Source organism: Paenibacillus sp. FSL R10-2748 (genome assembly GCF_038005565.1).
Taxonomy (GTDB): Bacteria; Bacillota; Bacilli; order Paenibacillales; family Paenibacillaceae; genus Paenibacillus; species Paenibacillus polymyxa_B.
This window is the reverse complement of the sequence record NZ_JBBOTK010000001.1, coordinates 1,213,924-1,233,365: the sequence shown is the minus strand read 5'-3', so window position 1 is coordinate 1,233,365 and position 19,442 is coordinate 1,213,924. Positions and strand designations below refer to the sequence as shown.

Here is a 19,442-nt window from a genome sequence, read left to right as displayed (position 1 = left end):
ATATGATTCTTTATATCATACATCTTGTTATTTAGATAATAGCTCCGTAGAGAAAGTACGAAGAGCACAAGAGAAGAGAGGATCTGATTTGAGAATGAAATGGCTAAGGAAACCATTATCAGTTGCATTACTATCTTTACCATTACTTCTAGGTTCCCTGGGTGGAAGTTATGCGAGTGCGGCAACCCTACCAACAACGGTAACTCCAACAGAACCATCGTGGGGATATTTCGTAGATCATTATAAAAATAATAGTTCTGCCAATAAGACGGAAAGCTCTAATCCGACCCTCGGGTTGCTCTCCGAATTTAATAAGCTTTGGACTCCCGGCGCTACTTGGGATACAGGTACCAAGCTAAACAGCAGCGTGCTGGACGCCAATATTCAAAAAGTGATTGATATAGCTGCCCGTCGCACTTCTAGTGAGGCTGATGCGGCTTATTTGGATGATCGCAGAAACCAGAGCTACAGTGTGATCGACGGTCTGGGTTCGCTCACTGATGTATATCGAAAGAATGCAGGTGCCACGACAACGATCAACGACATTCCGGCAGATGCCCTGACTAAGAAATACGAAGATGAGGGAACGAATGCAGGGAGTACAAGCTCCAATCTCGGTAACATCGTAAATCTGGTAAATACCTTGCGTGGGGAATACTCTACGACGAACCCGGCTAAGTCTTACTTTAGCTATCCTCGTCCGTTTCGCTGGAGCGATAACTCAGTGGTTGTTCCGAGCCTTATTCCTGCTCTCAAAGCTGATGCTACTAGCGATGGCGGCTTTCCTAGCGGTCATACCAATGCTGCATATCTCAGTTCTATTGCTATGGCCTATGCCGTGCCGGAGCGTTATCAGGAACTGCTGACACGAGCTTCGGAGCTGGGCAATAACCGTGTTGTTGCCGGTATGCACTCCCCGCTTGATGTTATGGGAGGACGTGTCATGGCAACGGCGATGGCTGCTGCTATCCTGTCTGATCCGGCCAATAGCAGTTTGAAGAAAGCGGCTTATCAGGATGCTCGTAAACAACTGCTGTCTCAAAAAGGCACAGCTCCAGATCGATTCAGCAATTATGCCACAAACAAAAAAAATTATAATCAACGATTAACATACGGATTCAGTCAGGTTAATCCAACTACGACGCCAATGACAGTGCCTAAGGGAGCTGAGGTACTGTTGGAGACACGCTTGCCTTACCTGGATAGCACACAACGTCGTTGGGTTTTGGCTACTACAGGGATTCCTTCCGGCTATCCTGTACTTGATGATGCTGAGGGATGGGGACGATTGAACCTGTTTTCCGCCGCGGATGGCTACGGTGCTTTCACCAATAATGTTGCGGTAAATATGGACGCTTCCAAAGGCGGTTTCAATGCACTGGATCGCTGGCGCAACAATATCTCCGGCGTTGGAAAGCTGACTAAAAAGGGAACAGGTACGTTGAAGCTAATGGGCAACAATACGTATTCCGGCGGTACACAGATCGAACAAGGTACTCTGGAAGGAACTTCGGAAACGGCTTTCGGAAGTGGTGGAATTACGAATAACGGGGGAACTCTTCTTAAAAATGCTTCTGGAAAGCTGATTATTGGCGGAAATTACAGACAATCTGCCAAGGGAACACTTGAGCTTAACCTGCACAGTAAAAATGATGTGCTCAAAATGAAGGGAACAGCCATACTCAACGGAAAATTACGTCTGAATTTTTCTAACAAATATGTACCGGCCAATGGTGCTACGATCTTAACTTATGGTAAACGGAATGGAGCATTTTCTTCGATTGAAACAGTAGGTTTACCAAGCAATTATAAAGTGAAGGTTATCTATACAGCTGACAGTGCTCAGTTGAAAGTCACTAAGTAAAACGTAATTAACTCTCTATACAACAATTGAAGTGCACCTTTAAAATACATGGGGATAAACCAGAAGGTTATTCCAGTATGTATTCTAGGGTGCACTTTATTGTTTCATCATAATTAATCAAAAGTATAAAAAGGTCAAAATTTGACCTTAATGTAGTAAAATAATCCCGCTGTTTGAAAGCGCAGTCATGATATTCTTAAGAAGCATATTTGATCAAAGTTTTAAATGATTCAGACTAACTAAGAGGAACAGAGGAAAGGAAGAGACTGATGAGTCTTGAAAAGGAATACGTTAAAATAGCCCAAGATGTCATTAAAGGGCTTGGCGGAGAAGACAATATTATTTCCATGGCACATTGTGCCACACGGCTGAGGCTGATTGTAAAAGATAGAGAAATTATTGATGATGAATTTATTGAGAATATTGATAAGGCCAAGGGCGTTTTCTTTACCTCTGGGCAATATCAAATTATTTTTGGAACCGGTACTGTAAATAAAGTATACGATGCCATGGTTGGTCAAAGCATATCTGCTACATCAAAGGCTGATTTGAAAGAAATGGCCTCCACCCAAGATGATAATCGGTTCAAAAGAATGATCCGAGTTTTCGGGGATGTATTTGTTCCGATTATGCCCGCATTGGTAGCTACAGGATTATTTATGGGAGTTAGAGGCTTAGTAACTCAGCCTGCACTGCTCCAGTTATTTGGACTTACACCTGATCATATTTCTGCGAATTTCATATTGTTTACGCAAATATTGACCGATACGGCTTTTGCATTTTTACCCGTGTTGGTATGTTGGTCGGCCTTCCGGGTGTTTGGTGGATCGCCACTATTGGGGATTTTGATTGGATTAATGTTAGTGAGTCCTTCGTTGCCTACATCCTGGGATGTCGCCCAAAAAGTTCAGGAACCACTAGTGTTTTTCGGATTTATTAAAATTGCAGGCTATCAGGGCTCGGTTCTGCCTGCTTTCATAATAGGTGTCGTGGGGGCGATGCTGGAGAAGAAAATCAGAAAATCAGTCCCCGATGCATTGGACTTAATTCTAACACCGTTTTTGACATTATTAATAACACTGGTACTGGGATTGTTCGTAATTGGTCCCATTTTTCACGAGGTGGAAACTTTAATATTAATGGCTGTTACCGCCATTTTGAAATTACCATACGGAATCGGCGGATTTATTTACGGTGGCATCAATCAGATTATTGTAGTTACCGGACTACACCATGCCTTAAACCTGATTGAAATACAGATGTTAGTGGGCAATGGTTGGAATATGGTGAACCCGATCAGTTCGGCGTCGATTTGCGCACAAGCGGGTGCTGCGCTAGCTGTTGGTCTAAAATCCAAAAATGTAAAAACCAAATCCATTGCTTATCCTTCTACCTTGTCTGCGTTGTTGGGCATTACAGAACCCGCTATCTTTGGGGTGAACATTCGATATGGCAAACCGTTCATGATGGGCTTGATTGGAGGAGCGGTTGGTGGTTTCTTCGCACGTATATTTAATATTCAAGCAACGGGGATGTCGATTACAGCCCTACCTGGAATGTTATTGTACCTGAACAATCAGATATTTCTTTACATTTTAGTTTGTGTAATCGGCTTTGCTGTAGCATTTTCGCTAACGTGGATCTTTGGGTTTAAAGAAAAAACAGATAACAAATAAAATGATGTGGGGAGAATCATGGACAACAACACACTACTTAAGAAATTGGACAGCCTTTCAATAGAAGAGAAAATAGGCCAGCTCATCCAACTGACCGGTGATTTTTTTGAAGGGGATATAGACACTGTTGTGACAGGGCCTTTAAAAAAATTAGGGTTAAACGCCGGCTACAATATATATAACACAGGATCGATATTGAACATCACTAACCCAGAAAAAATTATCCAGTTGCAAACGGATTATTTGGAAAAATCGATTCATAAAATTCCGCTGCTGTTCATGGCAGATATTATCTATGGGTATCGAACTATCTTCCCGATTCCGATTGCACAAGCATGTAGTTGGAATTATGAGGGAATAGAACATGCGGGTTCGATTGCTGCCCAGGAATGTTACGACGAAGGTGTTCACGTGACCTTTTCCCCCATGGTAGATATCGTTAGAGATCCCCGTTGGGGGCGGGTGATGGAATCGCCTGGAGAGGATACTTTGCTAGCGAAGAAATACGCTGAAAGCATGGTTCAGGGGATACAGGGAAGAAACTTGGAAGGTATCATATCAGCCAATAAAATTGCCGCTTGCGTCAAGCATTTTGCCGCTTATGGGGCACCTGTCGCTGGACGTGAGTATAACGCCGTGGATATGTCGGAGCATACGCTGCGAGAATATTATTTGCCAGGGTATCAAGCTGCAATCGAAGCGGGGGCAAAGCTTGTTATGACGGCCTTTAATACCTTGAACGGCGTCCCTGCGACAGGAAACGAGTGGCTTAACCGCGACGTGCTAAGACAAGAAATGAATTTTAATGGTGTGTTGATCTCGGATTACGCCGCTATAGAAGAACTGATCATGCACGGTTATGCTGAAGACGAGGCTTCAGCCGCAAGGATTTCGTTATTGGCTGGTGTTGATGTGGATATGAAGACAGCGATATATGCCAATCAATTGGAGAAAGTAGTATCGGATAACGAGCATATGCTGGAGCTTTTGAATGAGGCTGTATACCGTGTTTTAAAGCTAAAAAATGATTTGGGGCTTTTTGAGGACCCGTTCCGCGGATTACAGGAAACCGTTCAGCGGTCGAGAAACAGTATTCTGTCAGATGAACATAAAAAAGCCGCGCTGTCCTTGGCTGAAGAATCCGTAGTCTTGCTGAAAAATGAAAATCAACTACTGCCATTGTCTAAACATACCAAAGTAGCTTTAATCGGTCCTTACGCAGATGAAAACTCCACCCTGGGCATGTGGGCCATTAAGGGGGATGAGGCGGATACCGTCAATTTGAAAATGGGATTATTAAAGCATGTTGATCCCGACAATCTCTCGGTTTGCAAAGGGGCGCATATGCTCCCCGCTAATGCAAGAGAAGCCCTTGGCAAATATGCGGACAAGCTGGCTGCTGAAACAGTGGATGAGGAGGCCCTACTGCGCGAAGCGATCCGGAATGCTAACGAAGCGGATGTCATTGTCCTCGCCTTGGGAGAAAGTATTTATCAGAGCGGAGAAGGGGGATCGCGAACGAACCCGACGCTTCCTAAGCCGCAAATGAAACTGCTCCATGAATTAAGTTTACTGGGCAAAAAGATGGTTCTGATCGTTTATAGCGGAAGACCTTTGATTCTTACCGAAGTAGCCGGAAAAGTTGACGCTATTGTTCAAGCCTGGTATCCAGGAACGATGGGCGGAGAAGCACTGGCCAATATACTGTATGGGGAAGTCAATCCATCGGGGAAATTAGCCATGACCTTTCCACGAAGCGTTGGACAAATTCCGATATCCTACAATGAGTTGAATACAGGAAGACCAAATTTAAAGGAAAATGGTTCTTATCGGTTTGCATCCCGATATATTGATGAAGTGAATGAACCCTTGTATCCGTTTGGCTATGGTAAATCCTATACCTCATTTGAATACAGCCTATTAACAGTTAGCCAAAAAGAAATGAAAAAAAATGAGTCAGTTGATATCTGTATTTCTGTCACCAACACTGGAATTTATGATGGAAAGGAAACGATCCAATTATATATTCGCGATAAATTTGCAAGTGTTGCAAGACCAGTGAAAGAATTAAAAGACTTTAAAAAAGTTTTTTTGCAAAGTGGCGAGACCCAAAATGTCGAATTTTCAATTCATGAAGAGATGCTTAAATTTTATGATCGTGAAATGCAATACAAAAGTGAACCCGGCGAATTTGATATTTATATCGGGTCAAGCTCGCAGGAAATTTTGCTGAGTTTTAGTTTTGTTTTTTTACCGGAGGATGAGCATGAATAAAAGCGACGCGTATAACCTTAAATATCATATTACTCCTCCTTACGGTTTGCTCAATGACCCTAATGGGCTTGCCTATTTCAATCATCAATATCATGTGTTCTATCAGTGGAATCCAAAAGGAACGGAGCATAAAAATAAATGCTGGGGCCATGTTGTTTCTAGCGATCTGGTGCACTGGCAAAGGAAAAGTGTCGCGCTGGAGCCTTCAGAATGGTATGACAAGGATGGCATTTATTCGGGCGGAGGCATTGTTCATAATGAAAAGCTGTATCTGTTCTATACAGGAAATGTAATCCGAGATGATGGAGTAAAAGAAAGCTATCAATGCGCCGCGATTTCGGAGGATGGCGAGTATTTCCAAAAAATAGGTCCCTTGTTTGAGCACCCCAAAGGTTATACCCGACATGTTCGAGATCCGAAAGTATGGAGAGACCAACACGGGAACTGGTGGTTGATTGTTGGTGCTCAGAGAGAAGATTTGACTGGAAATACGCTTATCTACAAATCTAAAAATTTGTCCGAATGGGAATGCCAAGGATCATTTGTTGATCACGATCATCAATTTGGATATATGTGGGAATGTCCAGATGTACTTCATTTTGCCGAAAATGATGTTTTTGTTTTCTCTCCTCAGGGTTTACCGGAGAGAGGCGAATATTATAAAAATCCTAATCAATCGGGTTATATTGTTGGCAAATTATCGAATACAGGCAAATTTAACGGCAACCTTTCCGATTTTAAAGAGCTTGATCGAGGATTTGATTTTTACGCGCCACAATCATTTAAGGTTAATGACAGAACCATTATGTTCGGATGGATGAGCGCCATGAATGAAGAAGCGGAGAGGGCTGTCCCGACCATTCAGGAGGGCTGGATTCATGCATTGACTCTTCCTAGAGAAGTGGTATTGATGAACGGTGTGTTGTACCAGAAACCATTGCCGGAATTACAATTGTTAAGACTGGATGACATGCATTACAAAGGGGAAATTCAAAATAACAGTGAGTGGTTACTGCCTTCTACACAAACGGAGCTCATTGTTCATTTTTCCTTACTCACAGAAAACTTTAAAATGATCATTAGGGATGCTGTGCAATTTGACTATGATTGGGAACAAAATAGTCTGACAGTTTGGAGAACAAACTGGTTGACTGGCGAGAGGGAGTACAGAAAAGCAACATTAAATAATAAGCTTGCAGAAATGCAAATATTCATTGAAAGCTCAAGCTTGGAAATATTTGTTAACGAGGGTGAAGAAGTGTTTTCCCTGCGTTATTTCATAGAAGATGCAGACCAACGCAATGTATTGCTTGAGGCAGGAGACAATGTAGGTGAAGTTAGAATGTATCAGTTGCAGGAATGTGTAGGTTAACATTTTTTTGCTTGCCGAGTTGCAAGTAGGCTAAGGAAGGCTGTTCATTATCCCGTTTACGGGAAGAACTGCCTTCTTTTTTATTTTGGTCCGTTGAATAGATTCTGCTTGTCCGGGCATTTTACTATCGGTATAGTATGAGTATTAGTATAAGAGTTTATTGCTTAATATAGAATACAGATGGATCACTCATGGCTGGCTGATGAGGTGTAGTGATGAAAAAAATATATGAACATATCGAAATAGACAGAAAAAAAATGATTAACCTTTTTATGTTCCAATCCAGAGATACAGAAAGAGTCATTCCTATGCATTTTCACAGCAATATGGAGTTGATCTACTGTACAAGTGGAAGTCTAAAGGTGTGGCATGAAGGAAAAATAACTATTTTGATGGAAAAGGATGCGCTATTCATTAACAGCAATGTCCCGCATTCCACGCAGAGCATTACGGAGAACCAAGTCATTGTGCTGCAATTTCCAGACACTTTCTTTGCCAATGAACAAGTAATCATCCAATTAAACACGCAAGAGAAACAAGTTGAAGATACTATAATCTCTAAATTAAGAGGATTGTTTATGGATATATATGATCTACATATTTCCAAAAGCAAATACGACTACATTTTAGAGCAAAGCCGAATTATTGAACTGAAATATTTGCTTGTCAATCATTTTAGTCAAGCAACAGACATTCCACCGGAAGTATTTAGTGAAAAGCAACGAAAGATAAAGACAATCATGGACTTTATTAAAGAGCATTATACTGAAAATATTAGCCTGGCCAAAACGGCCCGTATCTGCGGTTATTCGGAGGCTTATTTGTCGCGAATGTTTCATGAATATACAGGCCAGACGTTTACCGAATACAAGCAAATTCTTTGTTTGGAGAAGGCGATCGATTTACTGGATTCAACCAATAAGTCACTTACAGAAATTTCTTACGAGGTGGGGTTTCCAAACGAGAAATCTTTCAGAAAAGCTTTTAGAGAAGTTATGGGTAAAACACCGTATGAATATAAAAAATCAAGATTTGATCTGGATGTGTAACGCCACGAGCATGCACAGCATCCTTTCAGTACAACCAAGGGGCTGTCCCTTGTCATTTGATGACTTTAGGACAACCCCTTGATATTTACGCTATGTCAGAAGAGTTATTAGCTTAACGGTTATCGATCTTTTCCGGGTACATATCATGGTTCATCATGCGGTGCTCCGCTATCTGTTCGTACTTCGTTCCTGGCTTGCCGTAGTTGGTGTACGGGTCGATAGAGATGCCGCCGCGTGGCGTGAATTTGCCCCATACTTCAATGTAGCGAGGGTCCATCAGCTTAATTAAGTCATTCATGATGATATTGACGCAGTCTTCATGGAAATCGCCGTGGTTACGGAAGCTGAACAGGTACAGCTTAAGGGACTTGCTTTCTACCATTTTAATATCAGGAATGTAGCTGATGTAGATGGTTGCAAAATCAGGCTGTCCTGTAATCGGGCACAGGCTGGTGAACTCCGGGCAATTGAACTTTACAAAATAATCCCGATACGGATGTTTATTATCAAAGCTTTCGAGAATGGCGGGATCATAGGCAAACGTGTATTGTGTGCCTTGATTGCCAAGCAGGGTAACGTCGGTCATTTCTTCGGGTGTTCTTCCGGTCATTGGATGGGGCTCCTTAAGTTTGGTTTGGTTTGGTAAACGAGATAGGGAGTTATGGTGGTGGGGAGGTCGCTCCGCGAATGATTTGATCTTCCGATCGCTGTTGAAATGGGATTCTTTCTGATAAGGTGAAAGATATAGGTTAGAATCCCATTTCAAAGGCGAACGCTAACGCTTCTACAGATTCAAATCCTCCGTTTCGCTGCCGACCGCCGTCAACACCATAAAGTCCTACCCGTTTACATATTGGTTGGGGCAGAAGTGAATAGTGCTCGCTCCTATATGAAAGGAGCGTTATTTTATGAGAAACCCCGTCCTTACGGACGAGGGTTTCTCTTGTTTTGTAACTTGGGTGTCGAGGGTGTACTTCGACTAATTTGGTGTATCTTGTGTATCACATACAGCCCATACGGAATATATTACATATAAGTGTTATACGCCGCGTTTATTGCCCCATACGAGCGTGTGGAGCTGCGGGAGTACTCTTACGTCGTTTAGTCGGGAATCGTCCATGACACGGTCGATAAGCCATTCATAACGATGGAGTAGGGACTCCGCAATCTGTCCGGTGTTCTCCATGTTCACATCTGGATTACCCGTCTGGAGGAACAGCGGTACGTGTGGATAGCGCTCGTGAACGATGCGGGCATAGGCAAGATCGGTGTCATCGAAGATGACGACCTTCAAGCTGCAAGCTCCGGTATAGAGCCGCGCAGATTCATTAGAGGGTTCCTTCAAGCCTGGTGCGGTTGGGACGTTGGACGTAGCTCGGGACTCACTAGCCATCTTCCGGTTCGATAGACGGGCGACAATATCATCCAGCACGTCCCAGTTGGTCGTCATACCAGAGCTGGGCGGCTTCGGGGATAGGGTTACCTCATCGATATCGTACAGCCATTCCTGCCAACGGGAGCCTTGTGTTTCGACAGCGGTGGCAATGCCTTGGCTGCGCAGCAGGGTAATTAGCTCCCCAAGCTGCGGTAGCAGGGCAGGATTGCCTCCAGAAAGAGTCACATGCGAAAACCGTTCGCCACCGATGGCCTTCAGCTCCTGCCAAATGTCTGAGGCACTCAGACGGCGGATCTGATCCTTGGCGCTGCCGTCCCAGGTAAAGGCGGAGTCGCACCACGAGCAATGGTAATCGCAGCCTGCTGTGCGAACAAACATCGTTTTACGACCAATGACCATACCTTCGCCCTGAACGGTAGGACCAAACACCTCTAGTACGGGAATAGGGGCTAGTTTGGTGCCGTGGGAGGCTGTCATGGGTTGGTGAGTCGTTACGGTATTACTCATCGAGCATCCACTCCCGTCGGAACTCGGCGTAGCTGGTAGGTGTCTCGAACAACCGTACAAACTCGGTACGTCCACCTGCGACACGGTTGCAGTATGCATCCGAGGTCAAGGCTGACTCCATTTGTTCAAAGATCCAGACGACCATATTTTCCGCCGTTGTATTCATTGGAGGAAGCGTCTCATTCAAGTAACGGTGGTCCAGAAAAGGCTCAATCCGCTCTTTCCAGATCGTTTTGATGTCACCAAAATCCAGCGTTAGACCCGTTTCGCCCGGTATACCGCTTATGCCAAACACGACGATATAGGTATGTCCGTGCAGATTTTTGCATTTACCTTCGTAGCAGTGCAAATGATGTGCTGCATCGAATGTAAATTGTTTGCTGACTAGTACACGTTTGCGGTGATAACGCAGCTGAGAGTGCTCAATGTCTGTCCCGAACTGCTGGAGCTTGTCGACAATGCGAAAAGTACCTGGCTCACGCATGACCTTCAACTCCTTGGGATGAAGCTCCGCGCACCGCGAGATACTGCTCGAGTCCAGCACGGCGAAGTTTGCAAGCAGGGCATTCGCCACAGCCATCGCCAATGACGCCGTTATAGCACGTTAGTGTACGTGTTCTTACAAATTCAAAAGCTTTCAGCTCATCGGCCATGTGCCAGGTTTCGGCCTTGTTCAACCACATGAGCGGAGTATGAATTACAAAGGGATAGTCCATCGAAAGGTTCAGTGTGACGTTCAGCGATTTGATAAAGGAATCCCGGCAATCGGGATAGCCGCTGAAATCCGTCTCACAAACGCCTGTAATCATGTGGCGCGCTCCTTTTTGCTTGGCGAGAACTCCCGCGAAGCTCAGGAACAGAAGGTTGCGACCGTCTACAAAGGTGCTAGGCAGTTCGCCTTCCTGTTGTGTAATGTCAATGTCGGTGCGTGTGAGGGCATTAGGGGCTAGTTGATTAAGCAGGCTCATATCCAGTACCGTTTGTGGAACACCCAGTTCACGGGCGATTCCAGCGGCTACTTCGATTTCCTGCTTGTGGCGTTGACCGTAATCGAACGTCACGGTTTCTACTTCAGCAAAATGTTTTTTTGCCCAGAATAAACAGGTTGTGCTGTCTTGGCCGCCGCTGAATACGACGACTGCTTTTTCGTTTGTAAACATAAAAAAACCTCTCGATCTTCTTGGAATGGTGCAAGACATGGAGTCTTGTCACTTGGAAGAAGGAGAGTTCTTGAACCGACTTCAACAAAAAACAGGCCTTGCCCCGCGAATTCATTTTTCTTGCGGAGGACAAAGCATCGTTAGTTTTTTATAGAGGGAGTTCGCGAACCTCTCCCATGCATGACGCATGGATTTTCTCCATTAGTATCTGCCATGAGGACAGACGGCTATAGCATTGTCATTATAGCATGGCAGGGCTATTTGATAAACACTCCACCAAATGGAATGACTTCCCGTAAAAATCGCTTGATCACGCCATCGTCGTTCATATCCTGTTGAAGCCGCCGATGATGTTCCCCAGCATGAAATAGTACGGTACCCTGTCCGGTCATTTTAAAATGATAGTTCATATGCTGGCTGGCCAGATGGTTGCCGTACACGGTCAACTCCAGTTTGGCGTTTTCGGGATAGGCAATGACGCTGCTTGCATCCACATATATCGGCTCTGTCGGATGAAGCTGTTCTTGACATACCAATCCCTGCGTCAAAAGACCGATTTGACCAACACCATCGAATTTCATTTTTATAACATCGCGGCTAAACAACATGTTTTTCATGCTTAGCAGCTTGGTACGCATTTGAATACCGGAGCTGTACCAGAACAGGTTGCGAAAATCGTATAACAGATCATCGCTTCCTTCAAGCTTAATCATTTTTAGACTAAAGCCAGGTGGAAGTGCGGCAATTAGGCGACAAGCTCCTGTGAAATCGGCCTGAATCAGTTTGTGTTTGCGATACATGCCCTTAATATTCATCAGTTTATCACTACGGCCTGAGCTGGGTCCGCGGTATGCGATGATTTGCTGCGGATGCAGAACATGCAGCTTTTCTCCTTCCGCCAGATCGAGCGTTACGACCGAACCGACGCTTTCATCATGGTGTTGTCCTGCTTGTATGTCCATTCAGACCTTTCATCCTTTCAGACAGTTAGTACCTTCCCGAACGTCGACGCATCCCGTAACGCAACAGTCGGATACCGATAAAATAACCGGCCAGCAGAATTATAGCTGTGATGATGAGCATTTTATTTCGGTGTGAAGCCTGATCGCGCTGGGTTTGAAGATTTTTTAATTCTGTGACAGTGTCAGTCAGCTTGCGGTTTTGCTCCAGCAATTGGGCATTTTGCTCTTGATAGGCCTCTAAGCTGTTACGAGCCTTTTCCAGATCTTCCTGTGTTTGTCGGTAGCTTTCCTTGAGCTGGTACACATCACCGGGCAACCGCGAAAATTGCTCGAAGCCTTGATACACATCATCCCAATAAGCAGCATGTACTTCGGGTACACGAGTTATCCCAAAAATAAACAAAAGTGCTATAGCAGCGCAGACAATGCGGCGGTACAAAGCAAAACGACAAGTTGGTCGTGCCAAGAGATGTTCCCCCTTTTGATAAACCAAGATGTTAGGTGATACGGATCATTACCCATATGACATGGTTACGTATAATATAACGATTCGGATGCAGATTTTAGAATAAATGGACGACAAATACGGAGAAAATGTTCTCAAAAAAAGTCGATATATTAGTTTAAGTGTACCTTAAAACGGGTATATCAAGGAAGCGGCAACATTCCGGCATTTTTTCCAGCATACGAGTAAAGAACGATCCCCACCTGATCAGGGCTTAAGTTGAATATATGAACTGAAATATATTAAAAATTGATATAGAAGGAGATTTTGCAAGATGAATGAGAGAGAACAAAACTATAAAACTTTAAAAATCACTGTAAATGGAAAGCCGTTATCAAAGGATCTCGTTGTAGATAGCACTACTTTTGCTCCTATATCTGATATTTGCACAAAAACGAAAGTTTCTTTAACAGAAACTACAATCTCATAAGTATAAATATAGAAGTAGACTATAATATAGCCCGGCATATGCCGGGCTATTTTTGCGCATTTATGTAATTAAAATGGTTTAAAATGTTATTTACCAAACTAGGTCCCCCTTCATAAAGATTCCCATGTATAATTTTCACAATCAAACATACGTTCCCTGACAATATAGTGTCAGATAACACTGTTAATTTAGAGTTACATGTTCTTTTAGGGGGAATTTACCAGTGGTGAAGTCAATGCTCAATGTAACGTGCACATGGGACAAAGAGTCTATATCTGCGAATGGGTCCAAACAAGTAAATCTACTGATAGAATGGGGCTATGGAGCTATACGTAAAAGAAAAGGAAATCTAATACCGAAAGCAGCGGGATGTGACCTTCAACTCCAGTTCATTCCAGAAAACGGGGTAAGTCTATTAAAAGCTGAAGGGGTGAGGCTCGGTTTTAAACGCTCAGAAAACGGAGATAGCATGTTTGTTCACTGTGGTGATGTACGGCGGGGAAAATATAGACAGGCTATTTTAACGTTTTCTATACCGGCTCACTCGTCCGGAAGACATACGATTGGAATGATGGAGTGGAGCTGGCGCAAGCCATCGCAGGAAAAGCGAACGCTGATCCGGACAGACCAGCTCTATATCCATTTCACGCATCATCTTGGTCTGCTGAGCATTCCATCCAACCCGAAGGTGGAAAAATACATAAAGCTGAATGAGACGTCCCCTATTGTAAAAAAAGCATTGCGTATGTACGAGAAAGGGGAATATGAGCGAGGGGCGTTCATCCTTACCAGACAAGCAGATGAATTACTTATACTTGCAGCAAGAAGCGATGACATGGACTACCTGCAGGAAGCCGAGTTAATTCTGGCCATACGCAATAAATGGAGTGGTACTTTTGTCTCATTCACAGCGTATAGTTCTAAGGTCATTTTTAATAAAGCAATATCGGTAGGAGATGTTCATTTTACTGAAAATGATATTTTAAGATAGGCAATTATGCTAGTTTATTTGTGTAATATAGTGAGTCTAATTTACTATCTTTTTGTAAAGGAGAGACTTCCTTGACTGATCGGTTGATACGTTTAATGCGGATTATTACTATTGTTCAGGCAAATCCGGGGATATTGGCAAGAGAGCTTGCCGAACGTTGTGAAACATCAGAACGTACTATATACCGGGATATGGAGGCGTTAAGCGCTATGCATATTCCGATTACGAATATGGGGCATGGAAAAGGGTACATTTTTATTAGTAATTTTGCTTTGTATCCTCTGAATTGGACGGAAGAAGAGGTAGAGGCTTTTACCAAGCTGGGAGAGATTATGGAAACGGTAAAGCCTCTTTTACCGCCAGCTTTTGAAAGTGCTTATGAGAAAGTGATGGCCTCTAGTCAGAAAAAAAAGATGGACCAGACGAGCTTCGCGCAGGAAATGAAAAATATCATCCGGCTCGGCTCGACACTTGATCGGGAAAACCAGCCCTATCTGCTCAGGCTGATTGTTTTGGCGAGTCTTACGCAGCAGACGATTGAAGCGGAATACAGCTCGCCTCAAAATGAAAATGTATCCCTAGTTCAGGTAGATCCTTATTGTTTGGTTCCGCAGGATCGGCGATTCTATATGCTTGGTTTTTGTCACAAGCACTCCGCTATGAGAACCTTTCGGATCAGCCGCTTTCGGAACATGAGAATTTTGCCGTATACGTTTCAAAAAAATACAACTGAAATGGAAATGTTTTTTAAAGGGACCTGGTCGGTGACCAAAGGAAATCAGAATATCCGGTTTGTGGTACGTTTTTCTGCCGAGTCTGTATATCGGGTCAAAGAAGAGGAGCTGTTCATCAAGCCTTTTCTTAAGGATTTGCCGGATGGAAGTTTGTTGTTTGAGGTGACGGTCAATCATGACCGTGAATTTTTGGATTGGCTCACTTCCTATGGAGCTGAGGCCGAGATCCTGGAGCCTTTACGGTACCGCAAACGAATGCAAGAAATGCTGCGGACCTGGGGGGCATTCTATTTCGATAAAAAGGCAGGAAATCAAGAATAACAGGGGGAGATCCCCCGGAACGGGCCGGGGAGCTATCCGTTTAACGGTCTTTAAACAGGTTGGCGAGATTGCCAAAAGGACTGTACTGCTCCTGTTCTTCTTCTGGTGAGGAGTAGACGAGCTTCGAGCCGCGGCTTTCCTCATCGTCAGCAGCATTATGAACTAATGTAATACGATCAAAATGGTACATGAAAACCTGTGCGGTGTTCACGGCATCATCCAGTGCCCGGTGTTGTTGACCGTCAAAGTCAATGTTGCACAATTCCAGCGCCTGAGACAGGCTCAACTGACGGTACTTTCCATTGGAGCTAAACAGACGGGAAATCTGCTTCTGTATATCATTTGTATTATGAATCCATCCGAGATCTACATGATGGGTACGACAATGGGATACCAGCTTCTGACGGTCATCCGGGCCCCATGCGCATAAATAATAAGGGGAATCCGTACCGAGCCAGGCTATGAATTGCTTCACAGCTTCAGGGAATAGTGGGGCGGCATCAATGTCTCGTTGAGTAATACCCGTGAACTGAACGGTATCTGTAGAGAGTACAGGCCGATTCGAGGGTCTTACAAAACTGTGAAACGTATCCGCAACGTATAGGCCATCGTCTCCCTGAACAACTTTGACGGCACCGATATCAATGATTTCGGAGGAATATCTGGCGTTACGGCTAACAGTAAATTCAAGATCGTAAATAATGTATTGCATTTCTGGACTCCTTCCACACATATAACTGATCCCGATGGATATCGGGACGAATGTTCTCTGCCCGAATGACTCTTCTCCATCATACCTCTCGGTTCACAACTTGTCAGCGGTTAAAAGGTTTGCTTTTAAAAAAAATATGCGATGTCCAAATGAGCTTGGACTATCGCATATCTAAAAACGCCTGACATACAGCAGCATCCGAAACCACTAGGATTCCGGACGCTGTTTTTGCTAGCTATTGAATTAGGCCGGGAGGTCTAACTTTTGTCCCGGATAAATGCGGTGAGGATTCTTCAACTTATTCAACTGCTGAAGCTGTTGCCAGGTGGTACCATGTTTGCGGGAAATGTTATACAGCGTATCCCCGGATTTCACAACATATACATGGCTATTTGTAACTTGTGCAGAAGCGGATGTCTGCTGTGGCTTGGCTGTTTGAGACTTTGCCGGTGCCGGTTTTGCGGGTGCTGGTTTCGCAGCCGGTGTAGGGACGGATTGCGGCTTTTCCTGCACAGGTGCGGGTGTTGCCGTTGAAGCAGATGGCGCAGCTTGTGTGGCAGGGACAGAAGTTTTACCATCAGCCTTGGCTTCTTGAATGCGACCGTCCGCTTGTACTTGCAGGCTAGCGGAGCCCACCTTTTGCATGTAGCGAATTAACGCTTCGTCAAGCGAGCCGAACATCCCTGCCTGTGGATATTTAGCGAACATCGTATATTGGTCACCACCTACGGCAGTAAAATCATTGGTGGCCAGTGTGTATGTTGCCTCAGGATCAAGTGTCTTTCCGCCGATCAGGATAGAATGAACACGGCTCCCTTTGGCTGCTGATGTGTCTATTTTGAACGAGATACCTGATACCTGTGGGAAACCTCCGCTTGGCTCTGGATAGGAGGCTGTACCATTTTCCAGTGCGGCCTGAATGTCAGAGCCCTTCACTTTCAGGGTAACGATCTGGTTGCCGAAGGGCAGCACAGTGATGATGTCTCCCTTGGTTACTGTCCCCGTCTTGATGGAAGCCCGTATGCCGCCACCGTTCGTTAAAGCCACGTCTGCTCCCGAAACATCACGCATAGCATCGGTGAGCAGGTCACCGAGATTGGTTTCACTTGCACGTACCTTTTCGCGTGCTCCTTCCAGATCCACACTCGTTTGCGTTACAACCTCTTTAAGAATAGGTTCCTGGTCCTTTTGAATGGAGGCGATCAATGCAGCAATCTCAGCGTCGGGCTGAACGTCGACTGCTTGAGTCGAATCAATCAGCTTGGCTTGCTTTTGCGTAACCTTACCGCCGTCGACCCATAAGTCCACAACACCCAGATACTTGGTGTATTCACCTGCGCTAGCGATCAATGTACCATTGTCACTAATCAAGCCTTTTTCCAGAACGGTATGGCTGTGTCCATCGATGAAAATATCAATGCCAGGTACTTCCTTAACTACCTTAAGGCTGGTGTCCTTACTAGACGCATCCTGCCCCAGGTGACCAAGAACAACAACGACATCTACTTTGCTGCGGATTTCATCAACAGCCGCTTTGGCCTCAGCCGCAGGGTCGGTGAATTGAATACCCTCAACATTTTTGGGATTAGTCTTATATGCTGTTTCTGGCGTAGTCAAACCGATAATACCGATTTTAACGCCGTCCACTTCTTTAATAACATAGGGTTTGAACAAACGTGTTCCGTCTGTTTGTTTAATATTGGCGCTGAGCACAGGGAACTGAATCTCCTTACTTAGCTCAACAAGATGCTTCCAACCATAATTAAACTCGTGGTTACCCGGAACCATAGCATCATAACGTAGCTTGTTAATCACTTTCACAATGCTCTCACCGTTAACCAAAGTAGCGAAGGTCGTTCCATGAACGGTATCCCCGTCATCTAGCAGCAGTGTATTGGGATTGGAAGCCCGATACTGATCAATGATACCCGCCAGCTTGGCGAATCCCATTTCCTTGTCGTTCGCGACCACGTGGGCATGGGTATCGTTCGTATGTAGGATGGTGATGTGCTTACCGCTGACTGGAGCCGTTGCCGTTCCAGCTGTTCCCACATTGGTTGCTGGGTCTGCTGCTGCTGTACCGAGACAACCAAGTAGAAGCGCGGCAGTCGTCAGGATCGACGAGAGTTTTTTCCATGAGTTCATGTTGTTCCTTCAACCTCCCATAAAATGAATGAATTAGAGAAACCGCTTACGACCACATTTTATCAGATGATTGTAAAAATAACTTCTATTTTATATCAAAGCACTAAAATTTTTTGAGATATCGGTTGTTAAATCCATCGTCTAGTTACCTATATTGTAGAGGAAGTAATAAACAGCAACTTATAGAATAGGAACTAATGTTCTGTTTTGTAGTCAAAAAAAAGGGCAGTCTCTTTGGGCAGCCCGATCCGGGGTAAATAGTGATCCAACGTTTCGTCAGCTAGTGGCGGTTTTCCTTCACTCAGCAAAAGCACGGCAAACCGATTGGCCTGCTGTTCAAATTTTCCTGGAGAAAAGTAGGAGTGCTCCTCCATAAAAAAGCGGCTAATACCTTTATGCAGTCGGTCATGTCCCAATTCATGCGCACAGACGAACCGTTCCCATTCGGGTGTGAGGCCATTGTGGATAACGATAAATCTTCTACGCAACTTGTGGTAATACAGCCCTTTGGTTGTGGGGCCTAGATCGCAGTATCGGATATGGATACCCAAAGCTTTCGCAATATCGAAGGGGCAGTTGGTACGGTATTTTCGGACAAGTTTGTGAATGAGTTCGTTCATGCGCTCACCTACTATCCCTGATCTTTGCCCGCTTGGGGCTCTTTGGGCTTTTTATGTTTGTTCATCTGCTTGGCTTCCCAGAACAGACCTGTCAGCACGTCCTTGATCCGTTGACGGTCTTTTTCATCCAGCGGAATGCCATCGAACATTAATTCGTCGTCTTCCTCCAGCATTTTTTTAAAATCCCGGCGGTCTTTGGAGGTTGCCCATTCCGGCACAGTAGAACGATAAAGTTCATGTGGATTTTGCTCCATTGAATCATCATCTCCCCAATATCCGGCGGCCTTCATCATTTCGGTATAGGATACGCTAAGCGCGTCCGCTATTTTGCGGAGAGTGGAGGGTTTGGGGATTCCGCGCCGTCCATTTTCAATGCGGGAAATTTGTGAATTGCTTATACCTGCAGCATCTGCCAACTGGTTGATGCTCCATTGCTTGTGCTCACGCTGCTGTTTTAAGTAAGTTCCGAATGCTGGCTGTTCCACAATGGGGGCTCCTTTCTGCAAGAGAATCATAGATACTAGTTTTATTATACCATTAGGTAAATAGTAAAAGCACGTAATATGCCAAAAGGCATAGGAAAATAAAGCGAATATCCTGTTTTTAGAGCTATACTGCTTTTTTTGACGATGGATACCTATCCTAAATAATGTTATGTTATACTCAAGATGCGAACAAAAGGGGAACACAATGTAAACACGAACGTTTTTCTATTTCAGGATTT

The 19,442-nt window shown here is 44.4% G+C and carries 18 protein-coding genes and 1 riboswitch; of the genes, 8 read left to right on the top strand and 10 right to left on the bottom strand.

The genetic code is table 11. From position 1 onward, the window contains the following. The first annotated feature begins 94 nt into the window (after window positions 1–94). The 5 genes from NSS66_RS05665 to NSS66_RS05645 all read left to right on the top strand — a co-directional run bounded on the left by NSS66_RS05665 (window position 95) and on the right by NSS66_RS05645 (window position 8,235). Complete coding sequence (locus NSS66_RS05665; RefSeq protein ID WP_340958552.1) at window positions 95–1,864, top strand: acid phosphatase; 1,770 nt, start codon at window positions 95–97, stop codon at window positions 1,862–1,864. 269 nt (window positions 1,865–2,133) lie between these two features. After that, window positions 2,134–3,540 carry a sucrose-specific PTS transporter subunit IIBC gene (locus NSS66_RS05660; RefSeq protein WP_076264421.1) on the top strand — a complete coding sequence of 469 codons (1,407 nt, stop codon included), beginning with the start codon at window positions 2,134–2,136 and terminating at the stop codon, window positions 3,538–3,540. 18 nt (window positions 3,541–3,558) lie between these two features. Further along, window positions 3,559–5,814 carry a beta-glucosidase BglX gene (gene bglX, locus NSS66_RS05655; protein ID WP_076264420.1) on the top strand — a complete coding sequence of 752 codons (2,256 nt, stop codon included), beginning with the start codon at window positions 3,559–3,561 and terminating at the stop codon, window positions 5,812–5,814. Further along, window positions 5,807–7,186 (top strand): glycoside hydrolase family 32 protein, encoded by a 1,380-nt coding sequence (locus tag NSS66_RS05650; protein WP_264454081.1) that lies wholly within the window; start codon window positions 5,807–5,809, stop codon window positions 7,184–7,186. The genes bglX and NSS66_RS05650 overlap by 8 nt, the downstream gene beginning before the upstream one ends. A gap of 215 nt (window positions 7,187–7,401) precedes the next feature. Further along, the gene (locus tag NSS66_RS05645; protein ID WP_023987362.1) at window positions 7,402–8,235 is read left to right on the top strand and encodes a helix-turn-helix domain-containing protein; all 834 of its coding nucleotides are present in this window, start codon (window positions 7,402–7,404) and stop codon (window positions 8,233–8,235) included. Window positions 8,236–8,347: 112 nt separating this feature from the next. Here the strand turns inward: NSS66_RS05645 and queF are convergent, their stop codons facing one another. The 6 genes from queF to NSS66_RS05615 form a co-directional block, all read right to left on the bottom strand. Continuing rightward, window positions 8,348–8,845: a preQ(1) synthase gene (queF, locus tag NSS66_RS05640; RefSeq protein ID WP_013309106.1), complete on the bottom strand. Its 498-nt coding sequence runs from the start codon at window positions 8,843–8,845 to the stop codon at window positions 8,348–8,350. A 429-nt stretch (window positions 8,846–9,274) separates the two neighbouring features. Then, the gene (queE, locus tag NSS66_RS05635; RefSeq protein ID WP_338533331.1) at window positions 9,275–10,138 is read right to left on the bottom strand and encodes a 7-carboxy-7-deazaguanine synthase QueE; all 864 of its coding nucleotides are present in this window, start codon (window positions 10,136–10,138) and stop codon (window positions 9,275–9,277) included. Then, complete coding sequence (gene queD, locus NSS66_RS05630) at window positions 10,131–10,622, bottom strand: 6-carboxytetrahydropterin synthase QueD (protein WP_071559070.1); 492 nt, start codon at window positions 10,620–10,622, stop codon at window positions 10,131–10,133. Before queD ends, queE begins: the two co-directional genes overlap by 8 nt. Beyond that, complete coding sequence (gene queC, locus NSS66_RS05625; RefSeq protein WP_340958551.1) at window positions 10,615–11,298, bottom strand: 7-cyano-7-deazaguanine synthase QueC; 684 nt, start codon at window positions 11,296–11,298, stop codon at window positions 10,615–10,617. The genes queD and queC overlap by 8 nt, the downstream gene beginning before the upstream one ends. Window positions 11,299–11,432: 134 nt before the next feature. Beyond that, window positions 11,433–11,476: riboswitch (PreQ1 riboswitch) on the bottom strand. Between the two features lie 79 nt (window positions 11,477–11,555). Beyond that, window positions 11,556–12,260 (bottom strand): AIM24 family protein, encoded by a 705-nt coding sequence (locus NSS66_RS05620; protein ID WP_013309110.1) that lies wholly within the window; start codon window positions 12,258–12,260, stop codon window positions 11,556–11,558. A gap of 25 nt (window positions 12,261–12,285) precedes the next feature. After that, window positions 12,286–12,726, bottom strand: coding sequence for a hypothetical protein (locus NSS66_RS05615; RefSeq protein ID WP_023987365.1), 441 nt, complete (start codon window positions 12,724–12,726; stop codon window positions 12,286–12,288). 313 nt (window positions 12,727–13,039) lie between these two features. Between NSS66_RS05615 and NSS66_RS05610 the strand changes: the two genes are divergently transcribed. From NSS66_RS05610 to NSS66_RS05600, 3 genes are all read left to right on the top strand, one after another. Then, window positions 13,040–13,195: a hypothetical protein gene (locus NSS66_RS05610; protein WP_023987366.1), complete on the top strand. Its 156-nt coding sequence runs from the start codon at window positions 13,040–13,042 to the stop codon at window positions 13,193–13,195. 223 nt (window positions 13,196–13,418) lie between these two features. Continuing rightward, window positions 13,419–14,186, top strand: coding sequence for a hypothetical protein (locus tag NSS66_RS05605; protein WP_069081218.1), 768 nt, complete (start codon window positions 13,419–13,421; stop codon window positions 14,184–14,186). 71 nt (window positions 14,187–14,257) lie between these two features. Continuing rightward, window positions 14,258–15,241, top strand: coding sequence for a helix-turn-helix transcriptional regulator (locus NSS66_RS05600; RefSeq protein ID WP_023987368.1), 984 nt, complete (start codon window positions 14,258–14,260; stop codon window positions 15,239–15,241). Between the two features lie 40 nt (window positions 15,242–15,281). On the opposite strand, the gene NSS66_RS05595 is transcribed toward NSS66_RS05600, so the two are convergent. From NSS66_RS05595 to NSS66_RS05580, 4 genes are all read right to left on the bottom strand, one after another. Continuing rightward, window positions 15,282–15,953 carry a 3'-5' exonuclease gene (locus NSS66_RS05595; RefSeq protein WP_023987369.1) on the bottom strand — a complete coding sequence of 224 codons (672 nt, stop codon included), beginning with the start codon at window positions 15,951–15,953 and terminating at the stop codon, window positions 15,282–15,284. Window positions 15,954–16,196: 243 nt separating this feature from the next. Continuing rightward, on the bottom strand, window positions 16,197–18,098 hold the full coding sequence (locus NSS66_RS05590; RefSeq protein WP_340958550.1) for a 5'-nucleotidase C-terminal domain-containing protein: 1,902 nt from the start codon (window positions 18,096–18,098) through the stop codon (window positions 16,197–16,199). A gap of 194 nt (window positions 18,099–18,292) precedes the next feature. Continuing rightward, window positions 18,293–18,718, bottom strand: a complete 426-nt coding sequence (locus tag NSS66_RS05585; protein ID WP_023987371.1) for an ImmA/IrrE family metallo-endopeptidase — start codon at window positions 18,716–18,718, stop codon at window positions 18,293–18,295. An 11-nt stretch (window positions 18,719–18,729) separates the two neighbouring features. Beyond that, a complete protein-coding gene (locus NSS66_RS05580) occupies window positions 18,730–19,203 on the bottom strand; it encodes a helix-turn-helix domain-containing protein (protein WP_340958549.1) in 474 nt (157 codons plus the stop codon). Window positions 19,204–19,442 lie beyond the last annotated feature (239 nt).